This window comes from Pandoraea sp. NPDC090278 (genome assembly GCF_044772185.1).
GTDB lineage: Bacteria > Pseudomonadota > Gammaproteobacteria > Burkholderiales > Burkholderiaceae > Pandoraea.
In genome coordinates, this window is record NZ_JBIVYJ010000002.1 from 774,856 (window position 1) to 795,628 (window position 20,773).

Consider the following 20,773-nt stretch of genomic DNA (forward strand, 5'->3'; position numbering starts at 1 on the left):
GACCGATTTGCGACGCACGTGAAGCGGCGGACGTAGCCGTGCCGGTCACGAGGTTGTTCGAAAATCAGTCTGACGGGGGAACGGAGACGGCTGGGCATCGACCGTAGGCGCGTGCAGGCATCAGGCGATGCCGCAGCGACACAGGTCGCAATGCGAAGCCGTCAGAGGGCGAGGGCTTTGGGAGGACGTTCGAGGACGGCGACGATGGCGCTGGCGGCCGACGTGCGAAGGAACGGAATGGCGGCGGACGGCTGTGCGTCCGGCACGCGTATTACGACGCTTTGCGGCAGAGCGGTGCAGACGACGCACGCTGCGCAGGCCGAGCAACTGGCGTGTTGATTGTGCGATGTCTGTGGTGTTTGCGGAGTCAGCAATGACGCATGCGTGGCGTCGCCCGTGTCGCTGGCTGTGACCGCCGTCGCGTTTTCGTCGCTGTGATGATGCATGCCGGACATGGCTTCACCCGACATCGCTGCGTGATGCATTGCCATGGTTGGCATGGCGTCGACCGTCGCAACGGACTCGCTCTGCATCGAAGCCGCAGGCGATCCCGCCGCGCAATGCGTGCGCAGCGCGGCCATGGCCTGTAGCGGCATGGTCACGCATAACAGCAACAGCACGAGGAGTTTGCGCCAGCGATTCATGCCGCGCAGTCTAGCATCGCCCGCGCGTCGCTCGCAAATCGACGTGCGGCGCATCATCGTGCGCGGCGACGTTCGTCGACTGCCACGCCGTCCGTCTCAATGCTCGAACAGATGGAACGTCTCGAAGTGCGTGCGTCGTCTCGACAGCGCGACGAGGTTGACGATGCACACCAGCGCGACGAGCACGAACAACGGCGCCGAGACCTCGATGGTGTCGCGCGCGAGCAGCGAGATGAGCGTGAGCGCGACCATGAGCGTCAGCAGCACACGATGCAGCCACGCCGCGAGCTTCAAGTGCCGCTCGGACTGTGCGACGAGCACAACCAGCGAGACGTAAAACGGGGCCGCAATGACGGCGAGCACGCAGAGGGCGAGCAGCACGCCCAGCACGCTGGTGAGCAGTTCATGCCCGTCGGCGGCGCTCGATTGCACGCCTACAACGGTTGCCGCCGCCAGGTAGAGCAGCATCAGTCCATCCAGAACGATCGCGAGTCGGTTCATGACATCTCTCCGGCGTAAAAGAGTGCGGAGGTACAGAGGCGCGCAGGCTAAACGCCCCACGCAGTCAAATCGTCTGAGTCATTTGAAAAAGCGCTGAAACAGCGGGCCGACATCCCGTCGGTGTCATGAATCGGTCACCGGCGGCAGGCCAGACTAGCCGCGAATCACGATATTCCTGTGACAGCGGCCGACAACGCGAGTGCCGTCGTCAGCGCGGCGGTGCGGGCGTGGCGGAGGGGCGAGGTCGACCGTCCGTTTGCAGCGCCTCGGGGAGCATCAGACCCAGCCAGATGGCCGCAGCGTCGACTTCGGCCGGATCCGACGCCACCTGGACGCGGTAGATCGCGACGTTGCCGCAATCGTCCCCGCAAAACAGATCGCGCTCCAGATCGGCAATGACGTCGAGCCGCTGTTGAACACGGTAGAAGCCGAGCGGCGTGAGGTCCTGCACCAGCGCAGCAAGCGTTTCGGGATAGAGAAACAGACGCGACGGCCAATGGCCGTGACGGTGGCGAAATTTACCGAGCGCACCGAGCACGTGCGCGAGCGTGCCACCATGACCGCGAACGAAGTCGATCAGGCGTGGCGTGCCGTAACCATTGGTGTACACAAACGCTCCGTTGACTTCCCGAAGGTGAGTGCCCGGTAAATATTGGTCTTGTGATTCGATAGTTGCAGACCGGCACGCGCGGCGAAATCCGCACTTTCGCTTAGTCCGTCGGCATGAGTGTCAGCGCAGAGGTGTCGGTACAAATGGAAACCGGCGGGCTAAGCCGCCGGTTGAGGCCCCATCGGGGCATCGCCAGCCGCGTGTACCGGCGCGGCGTGGTATGGGCCAAGGAGACTTGGCACCGAGGGGCATTGCCGTCATGCTTTGGACCACCATCGGTCCCCGGCCGTGCCTATGCAGTTTGACTGCGCTTTGAGTATAGGTCGCGTGCGCCGCGCGCCAATCGGCTTTTTGGATGAGCGCGCCGTCAACCCACGATGCGAACTATCAGGCACTTCCGGACTCGAAATGGCGCAAGTTTTCCCTTGTGACCGTGGTTTCGTCCGCGCGCACTTTGCGTTCTAATGTCACCATTCCAGGCGATATCGAAAGTGGTCCGCGCCCGCACGATCCGGCCACCGCCGAACACCACTAACGCGCCGTACCCCAGTCAAACATTCCAATAATGGCAACGAATTCTTTTCAACGATGGGCTTTACTGGCATGCCTGTGCGCCGCACAGTCGGCCTTTGCCGCCGACCAGTGCGAAGGCATTCTGATGCTGGCCAAGAGCGCTCAAACCGGCTTTGAAGACGTCTCCGGGCCACTGGTGGCCAAAAACGAGCGCGGCGAGAGCTATCAGGCGACGTATTCGGTGCCCGGCGGCGATTGCAAGGTGTTCCGCGCGACCGGACTCGCCCCGACCTACGAGTGCATCTGGGATTACCAGAAGATCACGCCGATGGATCTGCGCAATCAGGCGCAGAAGTTCGCGACCGACATGGCGCGCTGCACGCGCGGCGTGACGACGATGCGCACCACCACGACGAACCCGGCCGGGCTGCCCGCCGAATGGCAGAGCGCGAGCCGGAAGTACGCGCGTCCGGTCAATTTCACCATCACGGCGCAGGACCTCGTCACGCCGCGTGGCGACCGCATGCGTGAGATTTCGTTGTCGGTAGAGAAGCAGATCGGCGACAAGTAATTCGAACGGCTGTCGCCCGTTCAGCCCCACCGGGCTTGGGTTTGCGCCGATTCATCCGGCAAGTCCGAATCGCGTTCGTCGCCCGGTTACAAACGGTTGCAGACCGCATCGCGTATTAACATTTTTTCAGTCGACGCTCATTTGACTGTCCCGGTAAAGTCATTCATGAGGTGTATGGCGCATTGGCAACCCGCCGATGCGGGACGCGCCTCGTGCAACCGGCCCCACCGTAGCGGTCGGGAGATGTGGCTGAACCCAAATGAGTGCGCGACTTCGCTGTTGTTTCCTGTTACTGCTGGTATGTGCCTACCCTGCCTGGGCCGATGGCGGGCGTGGGCGCGAAATGCTGGACGTGAACAAGGCGTCGCTGCGCGAAGACATCAGCCGTTTCAACGCGGACCGGGGGCGTGGGCAGTCGGCTTACCCGAACTGGGCGTCGCCCGCCGAGCCCCGCGAGCGTCAGTACACACCGCAAGGCGAGCCGCGCGGCCAGCGCGGCAATGAAGGCGGCGCACGCCGGGGGCGCGGCTTCTAAGGCCACCCCCGATCTGCACCGAATGTTGCACATGTGCAACATTGGATGCGTTCCCCCCTCCCCAAAGACATCCGTGAGTCGCCCTTGAGCGACGTCCATGATTCGCGCATCACACGGCGAATGTGAGCGGTTGCTAACCCCGAAATATACGCCTTATATCGATCCCGTTATACCGGGATTAATTGTGGCGCGGATGGTCGTCCGAATTTTGTCTCCCCACCATTTCTCAGCCACTTCGTGTGGTGCATTTTTCCTTGTCGTTCCGGTCTTTCTGCGCACGGCGGGGCTGTGCGAGAATCACGGCCGTTTATCAGGGAGGCGCTTCTCGAAAGGGCGCCAGCAGGGTCCCGTGCAGGGCGGGAGCAGGCACACAAAATACATAAACCAAGGAGAAGTCAATGAAGCGCAGTATGGCCAAGGGCATGGGTGGGGCAATCGTTCTGGGCGCGTGCATGGGCGCGGTGAGCGCACCGGCACTCGCACAATCGAACGTCACGCTTTACGGTCAGGTCGACGCCTGGGTGGGCGCGGTCAAGAACCCGGGCGGCGACCGGGCATGGACGCAGGGCGGCGGCGGTATGTCGACGTCGTACTGGGGCATGAAGGGTAACGAAGACCTCGGCGGCGGCCTGAAGGCTGTCTTTGTGCTGGAAGACTTCTTCCGTCCGCAGACCGGCCAGTACGGCCGCTTCCAGGGCGACTCGATGTTCTCGCGCAACGCCTACGTCGGCTTGCAGTCGGACACGGCCGGTACCGTCACGATCGGTCGTCTGACCACGTCGTACTTCGTCTCGACGATTCTGTTCAACCCGTTCGTCGATTCGTATACCTTCAGCCCGATGGTGTTCCACACCTTCATCGGCCAGGCCGGTCAGGGCGTCGTGGGTGATTCCGGCTGGAGCAACGCCGTGATGTACACCACGCCGAACTTCAAGGGTCTGACGGGCGCTGTCTCGTACGCCTTCGGCAACAAGGCGGGTGAAACCGGCCAGAACAAGTGGAGCGCCTCCGCGCTGTACTTCAACGGCCCGTTCGCGGCCACCGTCGCTTACCAGCAGGTCAAGTTCGACTCGGTGCCGGACGACATGGCTGGCATCACGGGCTTCCGCAGCCAGCAAGCGCTGCAACTGGGCGCGACGTACGACCTGCAAGTCGTGAAGTTCTTCGGCCAGTACCAGTACATCCGCAACAACATCACCGGTGGCGGTGTGTCGGAGAACGGCGGTCAGCTCGGCGTGTCGGTGCCGCTGGGCAACGGCAAGGTGCTCGCTTCGTACGCGTACACGAAGAGCTCGGGCGCGAGCAACGTCAACCGCAAGACCTGGGCGCTTGGCTATGACTACAGCCTGTCCAAGCGTACCGATATCTACGCCGCGTACATGAACGACAAGGTCAGCACGATGTCGGGTGGCGACACCTTCGGTGGCGGCGTTCGCATGAAGTTCTGATGCCACGGCGCGCGCGCATCCGATGCGCGTGACGGTGGAATCAATGAAGGGGCAGACCGCGGGGTCTGCCCCTTTTTCTTTGGGCGACGGCGACCTGCGAGAAGCCCCCGGCCAATCGCATCTGCCATTCCGCACAGCGGTTTCATGTGTCACCGATTCGACGTGTCCGCGCTATGATTTGTGCACCGCGCAAGACGGTATCCCCCGCCACCTTTCAAGCACAAACGGAGCAGAGACGACATGACGATTCAACACGTAGGCATCATTGGCGCTGGCACGATGGGTAACGGCATCGCACAGGCCTGTGCGGTGGCCGGACTGCCGGTGACGATGGTCGACATCAGCGACGCAGCCGTGCAAAAGGGCGTGGCGACGATTGCCGGTAGCCTCGACCGCCTCATCAAGAAGGACAAGCTCACTGCTGCCGACAAGGACGCTGCGCTCGCGCGCATCACGACGTCCACCGACTACGCTGCGCTGGGCACGGCCGACATCGTGATCGAAGCGGCCACCGAGAACTTCGACCTGAAGGTGAAGATTCTCAAGCAGCTTGAAGGGGCAGTGAAGGAGGGCGCGATCCTCGCGTCGAATACGTCGTCGATCTCGATCACGAAGCTGGCGGCCGTCGTCGCAAATCCCGACCAATTTATCGGCATGCACTTCTTCAATCCGGTGCCGCTCATGACCCTCGTGGAGCTCATTCGCGGACTGCAAACGAGCGACGAGACGCATGCGCGCGTCGACGCACTGGCGCGTCAGCTGGGCAAGTCGCCGATCACGGTGAAGAACGCGCCGGGCTTCGTCGTCAACCGCATTCTGGTGCCGATGATCAACGAAGCGTTCTTCGTGCTCGCGGAGAATCTCGCGTCGCCGGAAGAAATCGACGAAGGCATGAAGCTGGGTTGCAATCATCCGATCGGCCCGCTCGCATTGGCCGACATGATCGGTCTGGACGTCTGCCTGTCGGTGATGAACGTCTACTTCGAGGAGTTCGCGGACTCGAAGTATCGTCCGTGCCCGTTGCTCAAGGAGATGGTCGCGGCAGGCTATCTGGGACGCAAGACGGGACGTGGCGTCTACACGTACTGAGTCGCTTGAATCCGGCGCGTGCAAGGCGCGCCGGAGGTCGTGACCGATGTGAAGGATGGGCGGCGCTCAAGCGCCGTCCGCGCCTTCGTTCAGATTCGCGAGCGGCAATTTGGGCGCGTCGAGAGACGTCCGCCCGCTTGACGAACTCGGTGCCCCTGACGATCCACCCGTACTTGACGTTCTCGACACCGATCCGGCACTTCCCTGACTGGCCAGACTTCCGCGTCGGCTTGTCCCGGTGCGGCGCGGCCCGAGCGGGCGCGTGAGCGAGACGCGGTAGGGCTCGCCCGGGCGGTGCCCGACGTCGACAAAGGCCGCGTCGAGCACGCGGCGTGTTTCCTGCGGGTCTTTCGACATGGCAAAGCCGACGGCCTTCACCCGACTCCAGGGATCGAGTAGAAGCGTCGTGTCGTGCGCATTCATGATGAGCCCGGCGAAATGGTTGCCGGAGATGCCGTCGGGGCCAGGACCTTCGTATTCGACAGGCGTTGCGAGTTCGAGGGAATCGATCAATTCTTCGGATTCCGTATAAATAACCAAGGCATGCGGTGCGCGTCCCTTCGGATGAACGGTAATCATGCGGATGCAATCGCCCGGAACGCCGTTTTCGATCAGGAAGTGAAAAAGAATTTCGGCGTTCTCCTGACAAAACGCTTCCGTGCCCAGATTCAGGCGGTAGTGACTCGCTGTGACGACGGCGGCGAGTCGTTGCTGTTCGTAGAGCGGCGTGTCGGGTGGAATGTGTTCGAGGGCGGTGCGAATGGCCTCTCGATTCGGGATGATCGAATAGTCGCGATATTGCCGGAGATCCGGCCGGTTGGAGCGCAGCAGCTTCATCCGCGCCACGTCGTTGTAGGCCGAGAGAATCGCGTTCTGCGCGTCGTCGTCGCGCAGATGACTGAGGACCGCGTCGACCTCGTGGCGATTCAAGGCGATGCTGTCGGGCGTCGTGACACGGCTGTTCCCGCAACCACCGCCGCACAATCGCAGCGCCTCGTGCGCGACCCACAGATCCAGTTCCGGGTCGTACGTGACCGGCACCTGCGCCTTCGTGCGACGCGGCGCGTCCACGAGCCAATGATCGGCGTTCGACGCCGGACTCGCGAGGTAGAAGCCGTGCTCGCCGCGCAGGTACTGCTGAGCGTCGACGATCACCAATCGCGTGGCGCGACCGGACGGGAGACGGTGCTTCGGGATTTGCTGCGCGTATCCCTGCAAATACGTTTGCTCACCTGCGATGAACAAGTCGGGCATCTCGTCGGACGCATTGCCGGGTGAAACGTCCGGCACGGGGGCATCTCTCCCCGCCTCGTCGACGACGCGCTCCATGTCGGTCGACGCGACTTTCTTCTCGATATCCTTCCAGGCCTTCCCGGGCGGTTCGATGCGCACTGAGGGCGACGGTGCCCCGAGCTTGTCCAACGTCGCCTGCGCTACCTTCCTACGCACGGCGCTCACCCGCGCTGGTCGCAGGGCACTGGCAAGCGGACGCGCCAGCACGCGAGGATCCGCGTTCTGCACGATGGAGATGATGCGATCTGCTGTAATGGGCTTGCCGTCGACGCTGTCGGCCGCAGCTTTTGCCACCTCCGAGGGAACACGCGACATCGCGACTTTGGGAATCAGGCCAGTGGCCAAGTCCACGAAATCGGCGCGCTGCTGTATCTCTTCGCGCATTTGCTGACTGACGGGGTTGCCCGTCAGCAAGACATACATGTCCGCGACAGAATCGCCGAAATTCCGGAACGGCGCGCTGCCGGTGCCAATCGATCTGAGCAGATCCTGCGGGGAGTACTGATCTTTGAGCGTCATCAGTGGATCGACCGGTTCGGCGCGAACGGCGACGTCGACGGCGCCCGGCATGGGTGGCACCTGATCCGGCGGTGCCTGCGGCGCGCAGCCCGGCGCGTCGCTCTCCGCGTCAACATTGCCGTGGCAGCGACGTGGCGCTTTCGGCACAAAGGCGGAGATGGGACCGTCGGAGGCGACAGGCGCGATCAGGTTCGCGACGAGCATGAGCGCGAAAGCGGCAGGCCAGACGGGCGGCGCGGACGAGCTTGTGGCGTTGCGTCGGGAGCGGCCTTGCATCAGTGGCGAATGGGTTTGCGATGTGTGCGAAGCATGCGATTGCGGCGCGAGACGTGCCTGCGCGAACGCGGTGCTGAAGTGTCGTTTCGCGTGCACATGCACACCGGCGTCGGTGCGCGCCGACGCCCCACGATGCTGCACGGCGTGCGAGAGCGAATAGGTGGGAGCAACCGCGGGCGCGACGGAGGTGGCGCGACGATACGAGGCATAAGGCATGGCAACGTCTCCGAGTGAGGGTGATGATGCGAGCGATGTGTCAGTCGGCTTGCGATGCGGGTTCCGACGATTCACTTCCCGGGGGCTCGAGATCCCACGGTACGGACGCGCGACGCTGTCCCGGGGCAGGCCGGACCGAGGCGCTCAGGCGAGGGCTCGTGGACGACAGCGAACTGCGCGACGTGCCCGAACTCGCCCCGGAGCTGCCGGAACTCCCCAGGCTGGAAAGACTGCCGGGCGAGCCTCGTCGCGAAGCTAGCGGACGCGTGATCGACACCGTGTACGGACTGCCGGTGCGATGACCGATATCGGCGAAGGCCACTTCCAGAATGTCGACGACGTCCTGCGGTTCTTCGGCCCACACGAAGGAGATGGCCTTGTTGCGGCTCCACGGATCGAGCAGCAGCGTTGTGTCTCGCGTCATGTACGCGGCCCAGGCAAACTGTCCCGACGAGAGACCGTCCGGACGAAGGCTCTCGCGAAGACGCGGCGTCGACGCATCGAGCATGTCGATGAAGCGGTGCGACTCCGTGAAGAGCACCATCACGTGAGGAGAACGATTCTTCGGCTGGACGGTGATCATACGAAGCTGGTCGCTGCTCACGCCGTCCTGAAGCAGGAAGTGAAAGAGAATTTCGGCGTTTTCCTGACAGAACGCCTCGGCGAACGGATGCGAATAGTAGTACCGCGCTGTCGCTTCGGCGGCCAGAAACTGTTGTCTGACGAGCGACGATTGCGGGTCGATGTCGCGCATCGCCCTGCGCAGGGCGGCACGGTGATCGATGATCGAGTTGTCTCGCAACGCGCGCAAATCGGGGCGATTGGAGCGCACCAGATGCAGGCGGCTCAGATCCGCAAAGGCGTTGTGAATGGCTTCCTGTGCACCTTCGTCGGTCACGTGCATGGTGGCCGAGAAGATGCTATCGAAACTCGTGGCGATGCTGTCGGGGCTGATCGGTCGGCTCGGTCCGCACCCGCCACCGCATACGCGCAGCGGCTCGTGGGCACGCCACTGATCGGTGACCGGATCGTAAGTCACGGGCACCTGTGCCCGGGTTTGATGAGGTGCATCGATGAGCCAGTGATCGCCGCTGAGGCCTTGCGAGATGCGGTAGTAACCCGCTTCGCCGCGTAGATAGCGATGGCCACCGACGAAGATAAGACGTGTCGCTTTGTCGGTGGGCAACTCGGCCTGAGTGAACGTTTGCACGTAGCCGTCGAGATGGTCGAACTCGCCCCGGATGGCGAAGCGGCTCGTCGGCGCTTCTGCGGCCAGATTGTCCGGCAACTCGACAACCCCGATGCGTTCGTCCTTCGGGGCCAGCCACAGGGGGGACTTCGGCGGACGAGGGGCACTGGCCTTCGGGGCAGGTCTCGGCGGTGCGCGTTCTGGCGCGGCAGGTGAGCCGCTACCGCGAGGGGACGCGAACTGTGCCAGTCCGATGATCCGATCTATCGACGGCGGTTTGCCGTCGATGCCGTCCACGGCCATATCGGAGACCTCCGCGGGTAGCCGCAACATTTGCACTTCGGGAATAAGGCCGGAGGTGATGTCGATGGCCGTGCCCCACGCTTTGACCGTTTCGCGTGTTTCGTGCGGGACATCGCGGCCGGTCATGAGCGAATAGACGTCGGTCATCGATTCTCCCGTGCTGGCGAACGGCGATCGCGCGGCAGCGACGGCTCTGAGTACATCGACCGACGAGTACTGAGACTTGATCTGAACCTGCGGTACGGGCTCGGCGACGACCTCGTCCGGCGATGGCGCTCCGTGGAGGTCGTCGTGGCCGTCCGGTGACAGCGCCCGCTCCGAGGGGTTACGGAATTCTCGCGGAAGCGACGCGGACGCAGATGCAGAGGCAGATGCCGACGCGGACGTCACGAAGTTCGTCACCAAAAGAATCGCAAGCGCGGCAGACCACGGCGTGCTACCGGATTGGCGCGAAGTTCCGAGAGACGCGGCAGTGTGGTTGGATGCCTGTGCGGTGCGCGCGCGACGAAAGGCACGGGAGAAACCGGCAGCATCCTGTTTTCGCATCACGGCTAGCGATGGGCCATAGCACGGCGTTGTGCCGATGCTGCGCTGGTGGGTTGTCAACGACACGGCGAGATCTCCGAAGGAAATGCTGCGTTAATGACGTTCTCGATATCGACGATTTGCGCTATACCGCGCTCCCTGCGGCCCCAGCGGAGCCACCTGTTCCTGACGTACGAACCGACACCATCGAGCCGCTGACCGAACTCCCGGAACCGCCGGACGAGCCACCGCTGCCCGCACTCCCAAGACTGCTCGAGCTGCCTCGACGTTGCCCCAGAGGCCGGGTAATAGAGACCCAGTACAGGCTTCCCGGCCGGTGTCCGATCTCGGCGAAGGCGTCGTCGAGCGTGTCGACCATCGCGACCGCATGCGTGGCATGCGCGAACGATGTGGCGCGCGAGCGGCTCCAAGGATCGAGCAACACCGTGGAATCGCGGGCTTCATAGGCTTCGCGCGCGAAGAGCATGTCGATGAGGCCATCCGGCCCCACGTTGAGTGGCGGATGCGGTGTCGCTTCTTCGAGCAGGCCGATCAGGCGTTCCGACTCTGTGTAAAGCACCAGCACATGCGGCGGCCGGTTCTTGGGCTTGACCGTAATGAGGCGAAGGTTTTCGAGCGGAACGCCGTTCACCCGCAGGAAGTGGAAAAGGATCTCCGCGTTTTCCTGACAGAACGCCTCGGCGTAGGGGTTCCAGTGATAATGCATTGCGGTGATCATCGCCGCTTCTTCTTGCTGCCTGACCAACGGAAGGTTGCGCTTGATTCGCTTCATCGATGCCCGCAATGCCGTCCGATGATCGACGATCGAGTTGTCGCGCGTCGTCTGAAGGTCGGGACGATTACTGCGAGACAGGTGCAGGGCGGCGAGATCGTCGAACGCGAAGACGATTGCATCGCGTAGCGCCTCGTTGTGCAGATGAGCGACCGCATCCCGGACTTTCTCCCGGTCGAGCGAGATGCTGTCCGGGGTGGCCTCCCGGCTGGGCCCGCAGCCGCCGCCGCAAAGCCGCAGCGGCGCTTCTGCGTACCAGCGTCCGGTGGCTACGTCGAAATGCACCGGCACGGGCGCCGCGTGGCCGCTGCCGCGCGGTGCCGAGACAAGCCAGTGGTCGAGGCTCCGGCCACGGGTCGCACGGTAGTAGCCGGTTGCGCCGCGAAGGTGGAGATACCCGTCGATCATGACGATCCGACGCTGTTGATCGGTCGGCAGTTTGTCGGGTGCCAGAGACTGCACATAGCCGTCCAGATGCGTGTCCTCGCCTTCGATGCGCCATTCCTGCGGTAAGGACGGCTTGTGGTGCGCCGGGGTGTCGTCGGGAGAAATCGCGGCGAGCCGCATGTCCTCTTCCAGGACCGATGCAATGCGATCTCTCTGCGCGTCGATCTGCGCTTCGTTTCGGCGACGTGCGATGGCTTCCGCTCGCGCGAGCGCCGAGCGGCGTGATGCATCGGCGTGCGCTTTGCCTTTGGACGTTTGTCGCCATTTCGCTTCGATCATTGAAAAGTCCGGTGACTTCCGGACGACGCCGCGGCTTGCCAGATTGCGCGAGTCGGACGCCTGAATCATGTTGATCAACCGATCCGGGGCTATCGGGCGTCCCTCTATCGAATCGGCGACAATGCCTGCTGCATCGCCCGGGAGGCGCGATATCCCGACATCCGGCACCAGTCCGGTCGCGAGGTCGAGTGCCTCGGTCCATTGACTGATCGACTTGCGCGTGTCGATGCAGACCTCCTCGCCAGTGACAAGCGTGTACATCTGAAGCAGCGACTCACCCGTGTGTCGGAAGGGCTCGCTCGACGCTGCAACGGCGTACAGGAATTCCGACAAGGTGTAGTTCGACTTTATCGCGGGCGTCTCTACGGGCTGAAGGGCCACGACATCCGGCGCTTGGCTATGCATGGGTAATTCACCCGTAGACCCCCCTGCGACAACCTGGAGCGAACCGCCTTGCGTGCCGGGTTCCGCCGGTGGCGACTTGTGCATCGCGCCCCAGGGGACTGCGCTCCTTGCAGGTACCGTCAGATTGGCGACGAAGAGGATGGCGAACGCTGCGGGCCATGCGCCGCTGGCCGCCGAGGCCGCGTGATGGGGAGCGCTGCGCGATATCCGGGGGCGGTCTGCACGACCGGTGTGCAGGGCGCAGGCCGTATGGGCATGGCGAAATGTTCTTGCGAGCGGGTTGCCGGGCGCGCCCCGTGTTGGCGAAGGCGGATGGGAGCGACGCAGTCCGTAGCAGGGGACGGTCCCGGCGGTACGGCAATGGAATACGTAGGACATGGCAACGTCTCCGAAGGTGCGTCCGATCACAACGCACGACGAGCATGAAAGGGATCATCCAACGGCCTGCGTCGAGCGACGGTACAGGCGTTCTCATTCAGCGTTCCGTTTCGCGATCTACCGGCGCTTCGTCAGGCGAGGAGGGCGTGTCAGGAGGTATCAGCACGTTAAGGATGCTGTTGCTCTCACTGCCCAAACTCATCGGGCTGTTGCCGCTACTACCGCTACTACCGCTGGCAGCGCTGCGCGGCCGCGAGCCCTGCTGCGACCCCGTCAGAGGACGCGTGATCGAGACGGTGAAGGGATGACCTTCGCCGTGCCCCATCGTCGCGAGGACTTCATCCAGTTGGCGCTGAATGTCGAGGTCGGTGTCCGATTCGATGAACCCCGTGGCCTTGGCTCGGCCCCAGGGGTCGAGGATGAGTGTGGAGTCGCGGGTAAGCAGGACTGCGCGAGCGAACACGCGTCTGCCGATACCATCCGGACGGCCATATATCGCCGGTTGCGGGGTAGCCAGATGCAGCATGTCGATGAGCGCTTCCGCTTCCGTGTAAAGCACGACGACGTGCGAGGCGCGGTTCATCGGATTGAGGGTGATCATGCGAATCCTCTCTTCGGGTACACCGCTTTCGATCAGCAGATGGAAGAGGATCTCGGCGTTCTCCTGACAGAAGGCCTCGGCGTGGGGATTGTCGGAGTAGTACATGGCCGTAGCGGCCGCCGTCTCCCGCTGCTGTTGCAGCAACGGTGCTTCACGGTCGATGTTGCGCATCGCTTTGCGCAGCGCGGCGCGGTGTCCGACGATCGAATAGTCGCGTGCAGCACGCAGGTCGGCCCGATTGCCGCGCAACAGTTGCAGGCTGCTCAGACTGCCGAAGGCGGCGTGAATGGCGTCCTGCGTGTCGAGTTCGCGCAGATGCGAGATGGCCGACGCGATGGTCATCCATTCGTCCACGATGCTGTCGGATCCTGGCAGGCGCTTGCTTTGCCCGCACCCGCCGCCGCACAACCGCAACGGCGCATCGGCGCGCCATGTGCCGGTCTCGGGGTCGAGCGTCACCGGGACCTGCGCCTTGTCGTGACGTGGGGCATCGACGAACCAGACGTTCTCGTGTGCCCCCTTCGTCACGCGGTAATAGCCGTTGTCGCCCGAGAGATAGTGGTGGCCGTCGATCAGCATCACACGCGTGGATTCGCCGGGCGGCAGACGGTCTGCGGTGATGGCCTGCTCGTATCCCGCAAGGTGCTCACGTTCGCCCGCAATCGTCGTGGATGAGGCCGGTGCTTCGACGGGTGCCTCCGACAAGGTGTCCGCTTCGTGTCCAAGACCGTCGACATTCGGCGCATGCGCTGCCCGCGGCTTCGGTTGGATGGGCGTGTGAAGCTTCCCGGCGTCCGAAGCGGCGATGCGAGGCACTGCGACTTCCGTCTTTGGCTCGCCTCGCCACGCACGCGGATCGAGCACACGCATCAACATCACCATGTCGTCTCCAACGGGCGGCTTGCCTTCGATCTGCTGGGCGGCGACATACGAAACGTCGCCAGGTAGGCGGCTAAGGCGCACCTGAGGAATCAGTCCCGTGGACAAGTCCAGCACCTTGCCGCCGCGCGTGACGGACTTGCGTGTTTCGGGTGAGACCGATTCGTCGGCGAAGACTTCGTACGCGTCGCCCAGCGAAGCGCCAAATTCCTCGAACGGCGCGCGCGATGCGGCGATGATCCTGAGCAAGTCCAGCAACGTATAGTCGGTCTTGAGGTAGGTGCGCTCGACGGGACGGGTGTCGACGTCGTCAGGCGTGAACGTACCGTTCGCTGACGCGTCGGTCTGCGGTGCGAAAGCCGGGTCTGATGCGTGCTGCGAAAGAAATAAGTGGTTGGCGTTCGTGTCGGCGACGAGATGTCGACGCGGAATGGCGCCAGCGACCGGCGACACAAGATTGGCCACGAACAACAAGGCGAATGCCGACGGCCAGATGCCGGGCGCACGCTGTGCGACTTTCGACGCGCAGTGCGCTTGCGAGACATCGTGTGTGTGGTGGGCTGCACGACGTGCATATCGCGCCTGACGGAAGGTGACATGAAAGCCGTCGGACCCGCCGACGGACGACTCGCGATGCTGACGTGCGGGTGACAGCCCGTAGTGGGGTGTGAAGTGCCGGGGACCGTGATGCAAAGCGTGCGGCATGGCGTCCTCTCCCGAAGTGGTGGGCCACCGGTTATGGCGCAAGTGCAGCACCATGAGGTTTCGGTGGCCCGGGAGATGAAGACTGCCACCGCACCGATGCGCGAGGCTTGCGCATCGGTCAGAGCATCTGTCGATTTTGGATGATCGTTATTTCGGATGGCGATGTAAATGCCGGATACCCGCGAAGCGTTTCATCCGGAGAAGTCAGCCGCTTCACGTCGCCGTCGACGCCTGACTCCCGCTGCTGCCGGAACCGCCGGAGCCTTGCGAACCCCGCGAGCCACGAGAGTCACGAGAGCCGCTCGGACTCGACCGCGCAGCGAGTGCGCGATCGCGAGGTGCCGGGTATGGGCGCGTGAGCGACACCCTGAACGGCTTGCCGGTACGGTGTCCCGTATCGGCAAGCGCTACATCCAGGTCGGCCATCAGTTCCTCGATGCTGTCCGTATCGGCGAACGAAGACGCCTTGACCCGACTCCACGGGTCGAGCAGAACGGTGGAGTCGCGTGTGAGGAACAGCGCGGCGGTGAAGCGCTCCGAGCTGATGCCGTCGACGCTGCCTTCGATGGGCGGCTGGGGCGTCGACAGATCGAGTAGATCGATGAAATGATCCGACTCGGTATAGATCACCATCACATGCGCAGGCTGGCTCTTGGGTTGCACCGTCATGATGCGGATGTGATGACTCGGGACACCGCGAGCGAGTAGGTAGTGGAACAGAATCTCGGCGTTCTCCTGACAGAACGCTTCCGGACTGAGGTCGTACACGCCGGTATCGATGTACGCGTCGTAGTGAATGGCCGTGATCTCGGCCGCTTCGCGCTGTTGCTCGAAAAGCGTGGCATAGGGGTCGAGACGCATGAGCTGCGGCACCAGAATCTGACGGTGCTCGACGATGGAGTTGTCGCGTAGCGAGCGCAGATCTTCGCGATTGGTACGCATCAGATGCAACTGACTCAGATCGCGGTAGGCGAGCTGAATCGAGTCACGTACGTCGCGGTCGGGGATGTGACGGATGGCGTCTGCGATCTGGTTCTGGCTCATCGCAACGCTGTCGGGCGTCGACTCCCGGCTTGGACCGCAACCGCCGCCGCAGAGCCGCAACGGTGCTTGCGCCTGCCATCTCCCGGTCTCTGGGTCGTACGTCACCGGTACTTGAGCGCGGGTACCGCGCGGGGCGTCGACCAACCAGTGATTCGCCTGTGGTGACGCGCTCACGCGATAGAACCCGGCCTCTCCGCCGAGATAGTGTCGGGCGTCGATGACGAACAACTGCGGATGCGATGCATCGGTGCGCGCCCCCGGCGGGAGCGCTTGTTCGTACCCCCGGAGATGATCGCTTTCGCCGTCAATGCGATGTTCGGAGAGACTCGCCGGATGGCCGCTTCGCAACGGTTCGGGCGCGTCGGCGGGTGCTGCGGACATGACGTCGCTTTCCGCCTTGGGTTCGACGTCAAAGCCGTTTTCGGTGTGCTCGACGTCGCGAACGTCATGACCCGGGGCAGGGCGCTCAGCGGGTAACCACGTCGAAGGCACAAGATCCGCTGACGGTTCACCGGCCTGCATGGGCACCGACGCACCTAGCGCGCGTGGGTCGCTCATCTGGATCAATGCGCCGATGCGCTCGGCATTCGTGGGTTTGCCCTCCGACGCATCGGCGGCAACCTCTGCCACGTGACCGCCGAGACGCGCGCTTTGGACCGATGGAATCAACGCCGTGACCATGTCGATGAAGGCGCCGACGTCTTTCACGGTCTCCAGCGTTTCCCGGTCGAGTTCTTCACCGGCGACGAGGACGTTCATCTCGTTGATCACCCGCGCAAGGTTCTGGAACGGTGCGCTCGATGTGCCGAACGCGTGCATCAGTTCAGGCATGGAGTAGTCGGACTTAAGGGCGGAACGCGGTGCGGGCGCACGCTGCACGTCATCTACCGTGCCTGCGGAGGTACCGGGGGCATGGAGTGCGGTGTCGTCCCCGATGTGGTCGCCCGGAGGTTGCTTGTCTCGCAAGCGCGGGAGCCTCGGTCCCGCCAGCGCGCGAGGCACGAGATTGGCGACGACCGTCAGCGCGAACACCGTCTGCCAGTGCAAAGCAGACGATGCTTTGCGCGGGGTGCTTCGGCACGGACTGTTTGCCGCCGTGACGTGAGCACGGGGCGAGGCATGCGTCCCGCGAAAATGACGCGGAAACTCATGTGCGCCGAAGCGACTGCTCTGGCGACGGTTGGCGGTAGGGGAGAGTCTGTAGCAGGGCGCGGAACCGATCGCGCGATGGTGTGGCACATGCGACATGGGAAGGCCTCCGTAGAGCACTTAAGGCGGGCCGTGCATGTGTCGTCGACGACAGTGTCATGCGCCAGCCCGGGGGAGGAGATTGCCACTGGCATGCGCGCGAATGCTTGCGTTTCGCAGGATCGCGCTGTCGGTTCTGCGAATTTGCGAGGGGGTGTCGAGGTTGTTATGCGGCGCGAGACGAAAGCCGCCTCGCGCCGAGATACGTCAGCCTGCCAGACGCTTGCGCGTGTCGTCGTACTCCTGCTTCAGGCGCGCAACGATGTCCGCTGCCGGACGCACGTCGTCCATCAACCCCACGCCTTGCCCAGCGCCCCAGATGTCCTTCCACGCTTTCGCCTTGGAGAAGTTCATCGCGGTCTTGTCTGCCGTGGGCAGGTTTTCGGGATCGAGACCCGCATTCAGAATGCTCTGGCGGATGTAGTTGCCCGACACGCCGGTAAAGAGGTTCGTGTAGACGATGTCGTTGGCGCTGGCGTCGACGATGGCCTGCTTGTAGGTGTCGCTCGCGTTCGCCTCGGTGGACGCGATGAAGCGCGTGCCGATGTAGGCAAGGTCTGCGCCCATCGCCTGCGCAGCGAGAATCGAACCGCCGTTCGCAATCGAGCCGGAGAGCACGATGGGACCATCGAAGATCTTGCGCACTTCGCCCACGAGCGCGAACGGCGAGAGCATACCCGCGTGACCGCCCGCACCGGCGGCCACGAGAATCAGGCCGTCCACACCGGCTTCGAGCGCCTTGTTGGCGTGACGCAGGTTGATGACGTCGTGCAGCACGATGCCGCCGTAGCTGTGCACGGCGTCGAGCACTTCCTTGGGCGGCGCACGCAGGCTCGTGATGAAGATCGGTACGCGATGCTCGACGCACACGCGCACGTCGTGTTCAAGCCGCTGGTTCGACTGATGCACGATCTGGTTGACGGCGAGCGGGCCGACGACGGCATCCGGGTTCGCGGCTTTGTACGACGCGAGCTCTTCGGTGATGCGCGACAGCCAGTCTTCGAGAATCTGCGGCTCGCGCGCGTTGAGCGCCGGGAACGAGCCGACGATACCGGCCTTGCATTGCGCGAGCACCAATTCCGGGTAGCTCACGATGAACATCGGCGACGCCACGACAGGCAACGCCAGGTTTTGCAGAATCTTGGGAAGGGCCATGAAGTCTCCTGAGGCAGGACGTTCGGTGCGCGCTCGCCGGGACGTGATAGTCGGGGCATGGCATGGCTGTCACTGCTATTTCGCGAACGGTCGTTCGATTATAGGGGGATTCGGACGTCGCCCGGTGAGCGGTCACTCGAAGAAAGCTTCGGTTCCGATGTGCTCATCGTCGCCGTATCAGGGAAAGTCCTCTTGGGTCGACGCTCGGTGCTGACTACGATAAAGACGCGTGCCAGGGGACACCGGTAGCCGGTGTCGCAGGACGAGCGCCGCGTTAGCGACCGCAGCGTTCGTCCGGCACGTCACGTCCTCAAACGCCGCTTGCCGTCACTGGCGAGCGGCGTTATTTTTTTGCCCACGAAGGTGGACGTGCGATGCCGTTTCACGCAGACACGCACCGGCTCACACCGCGTGCAACGTGTCCGTCTCGGCGTCGTAGCGCACCGCACCGGCCTTGGCCAGTTCCGCGACGAGCGTGTCTAGCAACGCAGGCCACCCGGACGGCGGGGCGAGCATCGCCGCCGCATTGCGCCAGGCGCGCGCCGTGTCGAGCGTCGCCTTGAGCGTTGCGCCGGTCATCTGTCCCTCAGCCATCAACTTGAACACGATGAGCACCTTCAGCGCATTGCGAGCGTTGCGGGCGGGATCGCTTTGCAGATAGTCGAGGCGTCCGCGCGCGGCGGCGAGTGCCCCATCGATGTCGTCGAACGGCTTGCCGTGTCCGGGAATCACCACTGAGACGTCGAACTGCTCGATGAGGTCGAGCACGGCGGCCTGCTCGATGAATCCCGACTCGCCGTCGAGTTCCGGGAAGATCACACCGAAGCCGCGCTCCCAGAGTGCATCGCCGGAGATGAGAATGCCGTCGGCGGCGTTGTAGAGCATCAACGCGTGCGGATCGTGTCCCGGCGCGCCGAGCACCAGCCATTCGTGTTCGCCGAGCGGCACGGTGTCGCCGGGCGAGAGCGTGTCGTCGAACGTAAAGCGCGCGCATTGCTGGCCGGTCGCGTCGAACGACAGACGGCGTTCGTCCCAATGACGCACGGGATCGGCCTCGGCGGCGGGCACCCACGTGCGGCAGCCGTAGCGGGCCTGCAAGGCCGCGTTGCCGCCGCAGTGGTCGGAATGCAGGTGTGTGTTGATGAGGCGGGCGAGGGTCCGGCCTTCGGGCAGCGCGTGCGCCACGAGGGCCAGCGTTTGTTCCGAATGGCTGACGTAGCCGCTGTCGACGAGCGCGGGCTCGTCGCCGAGGAACAGCACATTGTTCGATGAGAGCCAGCCGCGCTCGAACACGCGCAACCCGGCGGGCAGGGTAAGCGAGGTCATTGGGCGTATCTCGTTAGGCGATGGGGATGTTCTTTAGCCTGCTTCAGCGATCAGGCGGGCTTGGCGCACACGAGGATCTTGGCCGTGGCCGCAATCACCGTCTCGCCGTTCTGATTCACGGCCTCGCCATCGAGCGACACGATGTCGCCTGCCAGCTTCTCCTTCCACAAGCTGTCGGTGACCGTCCAGCGTACGGTGATGTCGTCGCCCGCATGCACGGCGCGGCGCAGCTTCATGTCGAACTCCAGGCCGAGCGGTTGCGCTGTTTTCGAGTAGTGCGTGGCGAGGAGTGCTGCGAGATACGACATCTGCTGCGTACCCGACGAGATCAGCCCCCCGAAACGCGGATCGGCCGCGGCGTACTCGGCGTCGAGATGCAGCGGATTGAAGTCGTGCGCGAGCGTGGAGAACTCGCGGATCGAATCCGGCGAGAAGTGATGGCTGGCGGAGAACGTCTCGCCGACGGCAACGATTTTTCCCATGAGTAATGACGATAGTTGGGCAGAAATTGCGTGAGTGGCGTGCGTGGTGGCGCGTGTCGCGAAAAGGGCTACGCGTCGCTGGCGCCTGGCTTGTTCACGACCACGCGACGATGCATCTCGGGCGGCGCTTCATGCTCCGCACGGCGCTCGGGCAGCAGCGACCAGACGAGGCGTTTGGCGTCGTCTGCCATCGTCGACCATGCGGCGATCTCGTCGAGGGTTCGCCAGCAGCCCGAGCACCAGCCCGTCGCAGGATTCATGCGGCAGATGTTGGTGCAGGGCGACGGGACAGGGGAGTCGAACGAGGTCATAAGCGTGGGGGCGAGCGCGTGGGGTGTCGGTTTCAGATCGGCAGGCCGAGCTTGGCCGCTTTCTCGCGCAATTTGCCGTGAAAGCGTTCCTGATCGACGATGACACGCTCGTGCGTGCCCGAACTGACCTTGTCGAGACCGTCCCACGCGGCGACTTCGAAGCGCAGCGTGCGTCCGTCGACGTCGATCAGCTTGCCGCGGATGCGCAACGTGTCGCCTGCCGGTGTCGCCGCCAGATGCGTGAAGGAGACGAGCGTGCCGAGCGACTGCTCGCGCGGCCAGTCCAGATACGGACGGATCGCCTGAAGACACGCGCACTCGAGAATGCCCGCGAGATAGCCTGTGGCGAGCACCGCAGGCATGTCGCGGCAGAGTTCGACATCGTCGTAGAGTTCGGGGACGACGGCCTTCTTCGGCACGCGATACGTCCACTCGAATGTCAGGCCCGGCACAAGTTCGGGGCTCGGCATGGCAGGTCTCCTTGTTCT

Annotated in this window: 17 protein-coding genes; 4 read left to right on the top strand and 13 right to left on the bottom strand. The window is 63.7% G+C overall.

The genetic code is table 11. The annotated features are described in order from the left end of the window. Window positions 1–161: 161 nt before the first annotated feature. From ACIQWO_RS11850 to ACIQWO_RS11860, 3 genes are all read right to left on the bottom strand, one after another. Window positions 162–644 carry a hypothetical protein gene (locus tag ACIQWO_RS11850; RefSeq protein ID WP_402823596.1) on the bottom strand — a complete coding sequence of 161 codons (483 nt, stop codon included), beginning with the start codon at window positions 642–644 and terminating at the stop codon, window positions 162–164. A gap of 96 nt (window positions 645–740) precedes the next feature. After that, on the bottom strand, window positions 741–1,145 hold the full coding sequence (locus tag ACIQWO_RS11855; protein ID WP_402823599.1) for a hypothetical protein: 405 nt from the start codon (window positions 1,143–1,145) through the stop codon (window positions 741–743). Between the two features lie 208 nt (window positions 1,146–1,353). After that, window positions 1,354–1,755, bottom strand: a complete 402-nt coding sequence (locus ACIQWO_RS11860; RefSeq protein WP_402823602.1) for a hypothetical protein — start codon at window positions 1,753–1,755, stop codon at window positions 1,354–1,356. A gap of 565 nt (window positions 1,756–2,320) precedes the next feature. On the opposite strand from ACIQWO_RS11860, the gene ACIQWO_RS11865 reads away from it, so the two are divergent. The 4 genes from ACIQWO_RS11865 (at window position 2,321) to ACIQWO_RS11880 (ending at window position 5,911) form a co-directional block, all read left to right on the top strand. Beyond that, window positions 2,321–2,839, top strand: coding sequence for a hypothetical protein (locus ACIQWO_RS11865; protein ID WP_233326907.1), 519 nt, complete (start codon window positions 2,321–2,323; stop codon window positions 2,837–2,839). Window positions 2,840–3,182: 343 nt separating this feature from the next. After that, on the top strand, window positions 3,183–3,374 hold the full coding sequence (locus tag ACIQWO_RS11870) for a hypothetical protein (protein ID WP_402823606.1): 192 nt from the start codon (window positions 3,183–3,185) through the stop codon (window positions 3,372–3,374). Window positions 3,375–3,772: 398 nt separating this feature from the next. Further along, a complete protein-coding gene (locus ACIQWO_RS11875) occupies window positions 3,773–4,822 on the top strand; it encodes a porin (RefSeq protein WP_402823609.1) in 1,050 nt (349 codons plus the stop codon). Window positions 4,823–5,062: 240 nt separating this feature from the next. Further along, window positions 5,063–5,911 carry a 3-hydroxybutyryl-CoA dehydrogenase gene (locus ACIQWO_RS11880; RefSeq protein WP_402823612.1) on the top strand — a complete coding sequence of 283 codons (849 nt, stop codon included), beginning with the start codon at window positions 5,063–5,065 and terminating at the stop codon, window positions 5,909–5,911. Window positions 5,912–5,977: 66 nt separating this feature from the next. Here ACIQWO_RS11880 and ACIQWO_RS11885 read toward each other — a convergent pair whose 3' ends face one another. The 10 genes from ACIQWO_RS11885 to ACIQWO_RS11930 form a co-directional block, all read right to left on the bottom strand. Continuing rightward, entirely contained in the window at window positions 5,978–8,215 is a 2,238-nt protein-coding gene (locus ACIQWO_RS11885) for a hypothetical protein (RefSeq protein WP_402823615.1), read from the bottom strand. A 40-nt stretch (window positions 8,216–8,255) separates the two neighbouring features. Beyond that, window positions 8,256–9,854, bottom strand: coding sequence for a hypothetical protein (locus ACIQWO_RS11890; protein WP_402823618.1), 1,599 nt, complete (start codon window positions 9,852–9,854; stop codon window positions 8,256–8,258). A gap of 523 nt (window positions 9,855–10,377) precedes the next feature. Next, window positions 10,378–12,156, bottom strand: a complete 1,779-nt coding sequence (locus ACIQWO_RS11895) for a hypothetical protein (RefSeq protein WP_402823621.1) — start codon at window positions 12,154–12,156, stop codon at window positions 10,378–10,380. 475 nt (window positions 12,157–12,631) lie between these two features. Next, on the bottom strand, window positions 12,632–14,719 hold the full coding sequence (locus tag ACIQWO_RS11900) for a hypothetical protein (RefSeq protein WP_402823624.1): 2,088 nt from the start codon (window positions 14,717–14,719) through the stop codon (window positions 12,632–12,634). Between the two features lie 213 nt (window positions 14,720–14,932). After that, a complete protein-coding gene (locus ACIQWO_RS11905; protein WP_402823627.1) occupies window positions 14,933–16,810 on the bottom strand; it encodes a hypothetical protein in 1,878 nt (625 codons plus the stop codon). 408 nt (window positions 16,811–17,218) lie between these two features. After that, the gene (locus tag ACIQWO_RS11910) at window positions 17,219–18,166 is read right to left on the bottom strand and encodes a nitronate monooxygenase family protein (protein WP_150664043.1); all 948 of its coding nucleotides are present in this window, start codon (window positions 18,164–18,166) and stop codon (window positions 17,219–17,221) included. 402 nt (window positions 18,167–18,568) lie between these two features. Beyond that, a complete protein-coding gene (locus tag ACIQWO_RS11915) occupies window positions 18,569–19,492 on the bottom strand; it encodes an MBL fold metallo-hydrolase (protein ID WP_402823630.1) in 924 nt (307 codons plus the stop codon). 50 nt (window positions 19,493–19,542) lie between these two features. Then, the gene (locus ACIQWO_RS11920) at window positions 19,543–19,974 is read right to left on the bottom strand and encodes a MaoC family dehydratase (RefSeq protein ID WP_402823633.1); all 432 of its coding nucleotides are present in this window, start codon (window positions 19,972–19,974) and stop codon (window positions 19,543–19,545) included. 68 nt (window positions 19,975–20,042) lie between these two features. Next, window positions 20,043–20,234: a DUF1289 domain-containing protein gene (locus tag ACIQWO_RS11925; protein ID WP_402823636.1), complete on the bottom strand. Its 192-nt coding sequence runs from the start codon at window positions 20,232–20,234 to the stop codon at window positions 20,043–20,045. Window positions 20,235–20,317: 83 nt separating this feature from the next. After that, complete coding sequence (locus tag ACIQWO_RS11930) at window positions 20,318–20,755, bottom strand: thioesterase family protein (RefSeq protein ID WP_150575266.1); 438 nt, start codon at window positions 20,753–20,755, stop codon at window positions 20,318–20,320. Window positions 20,756–20,773 lie beyond the last annotated feature (18 nt).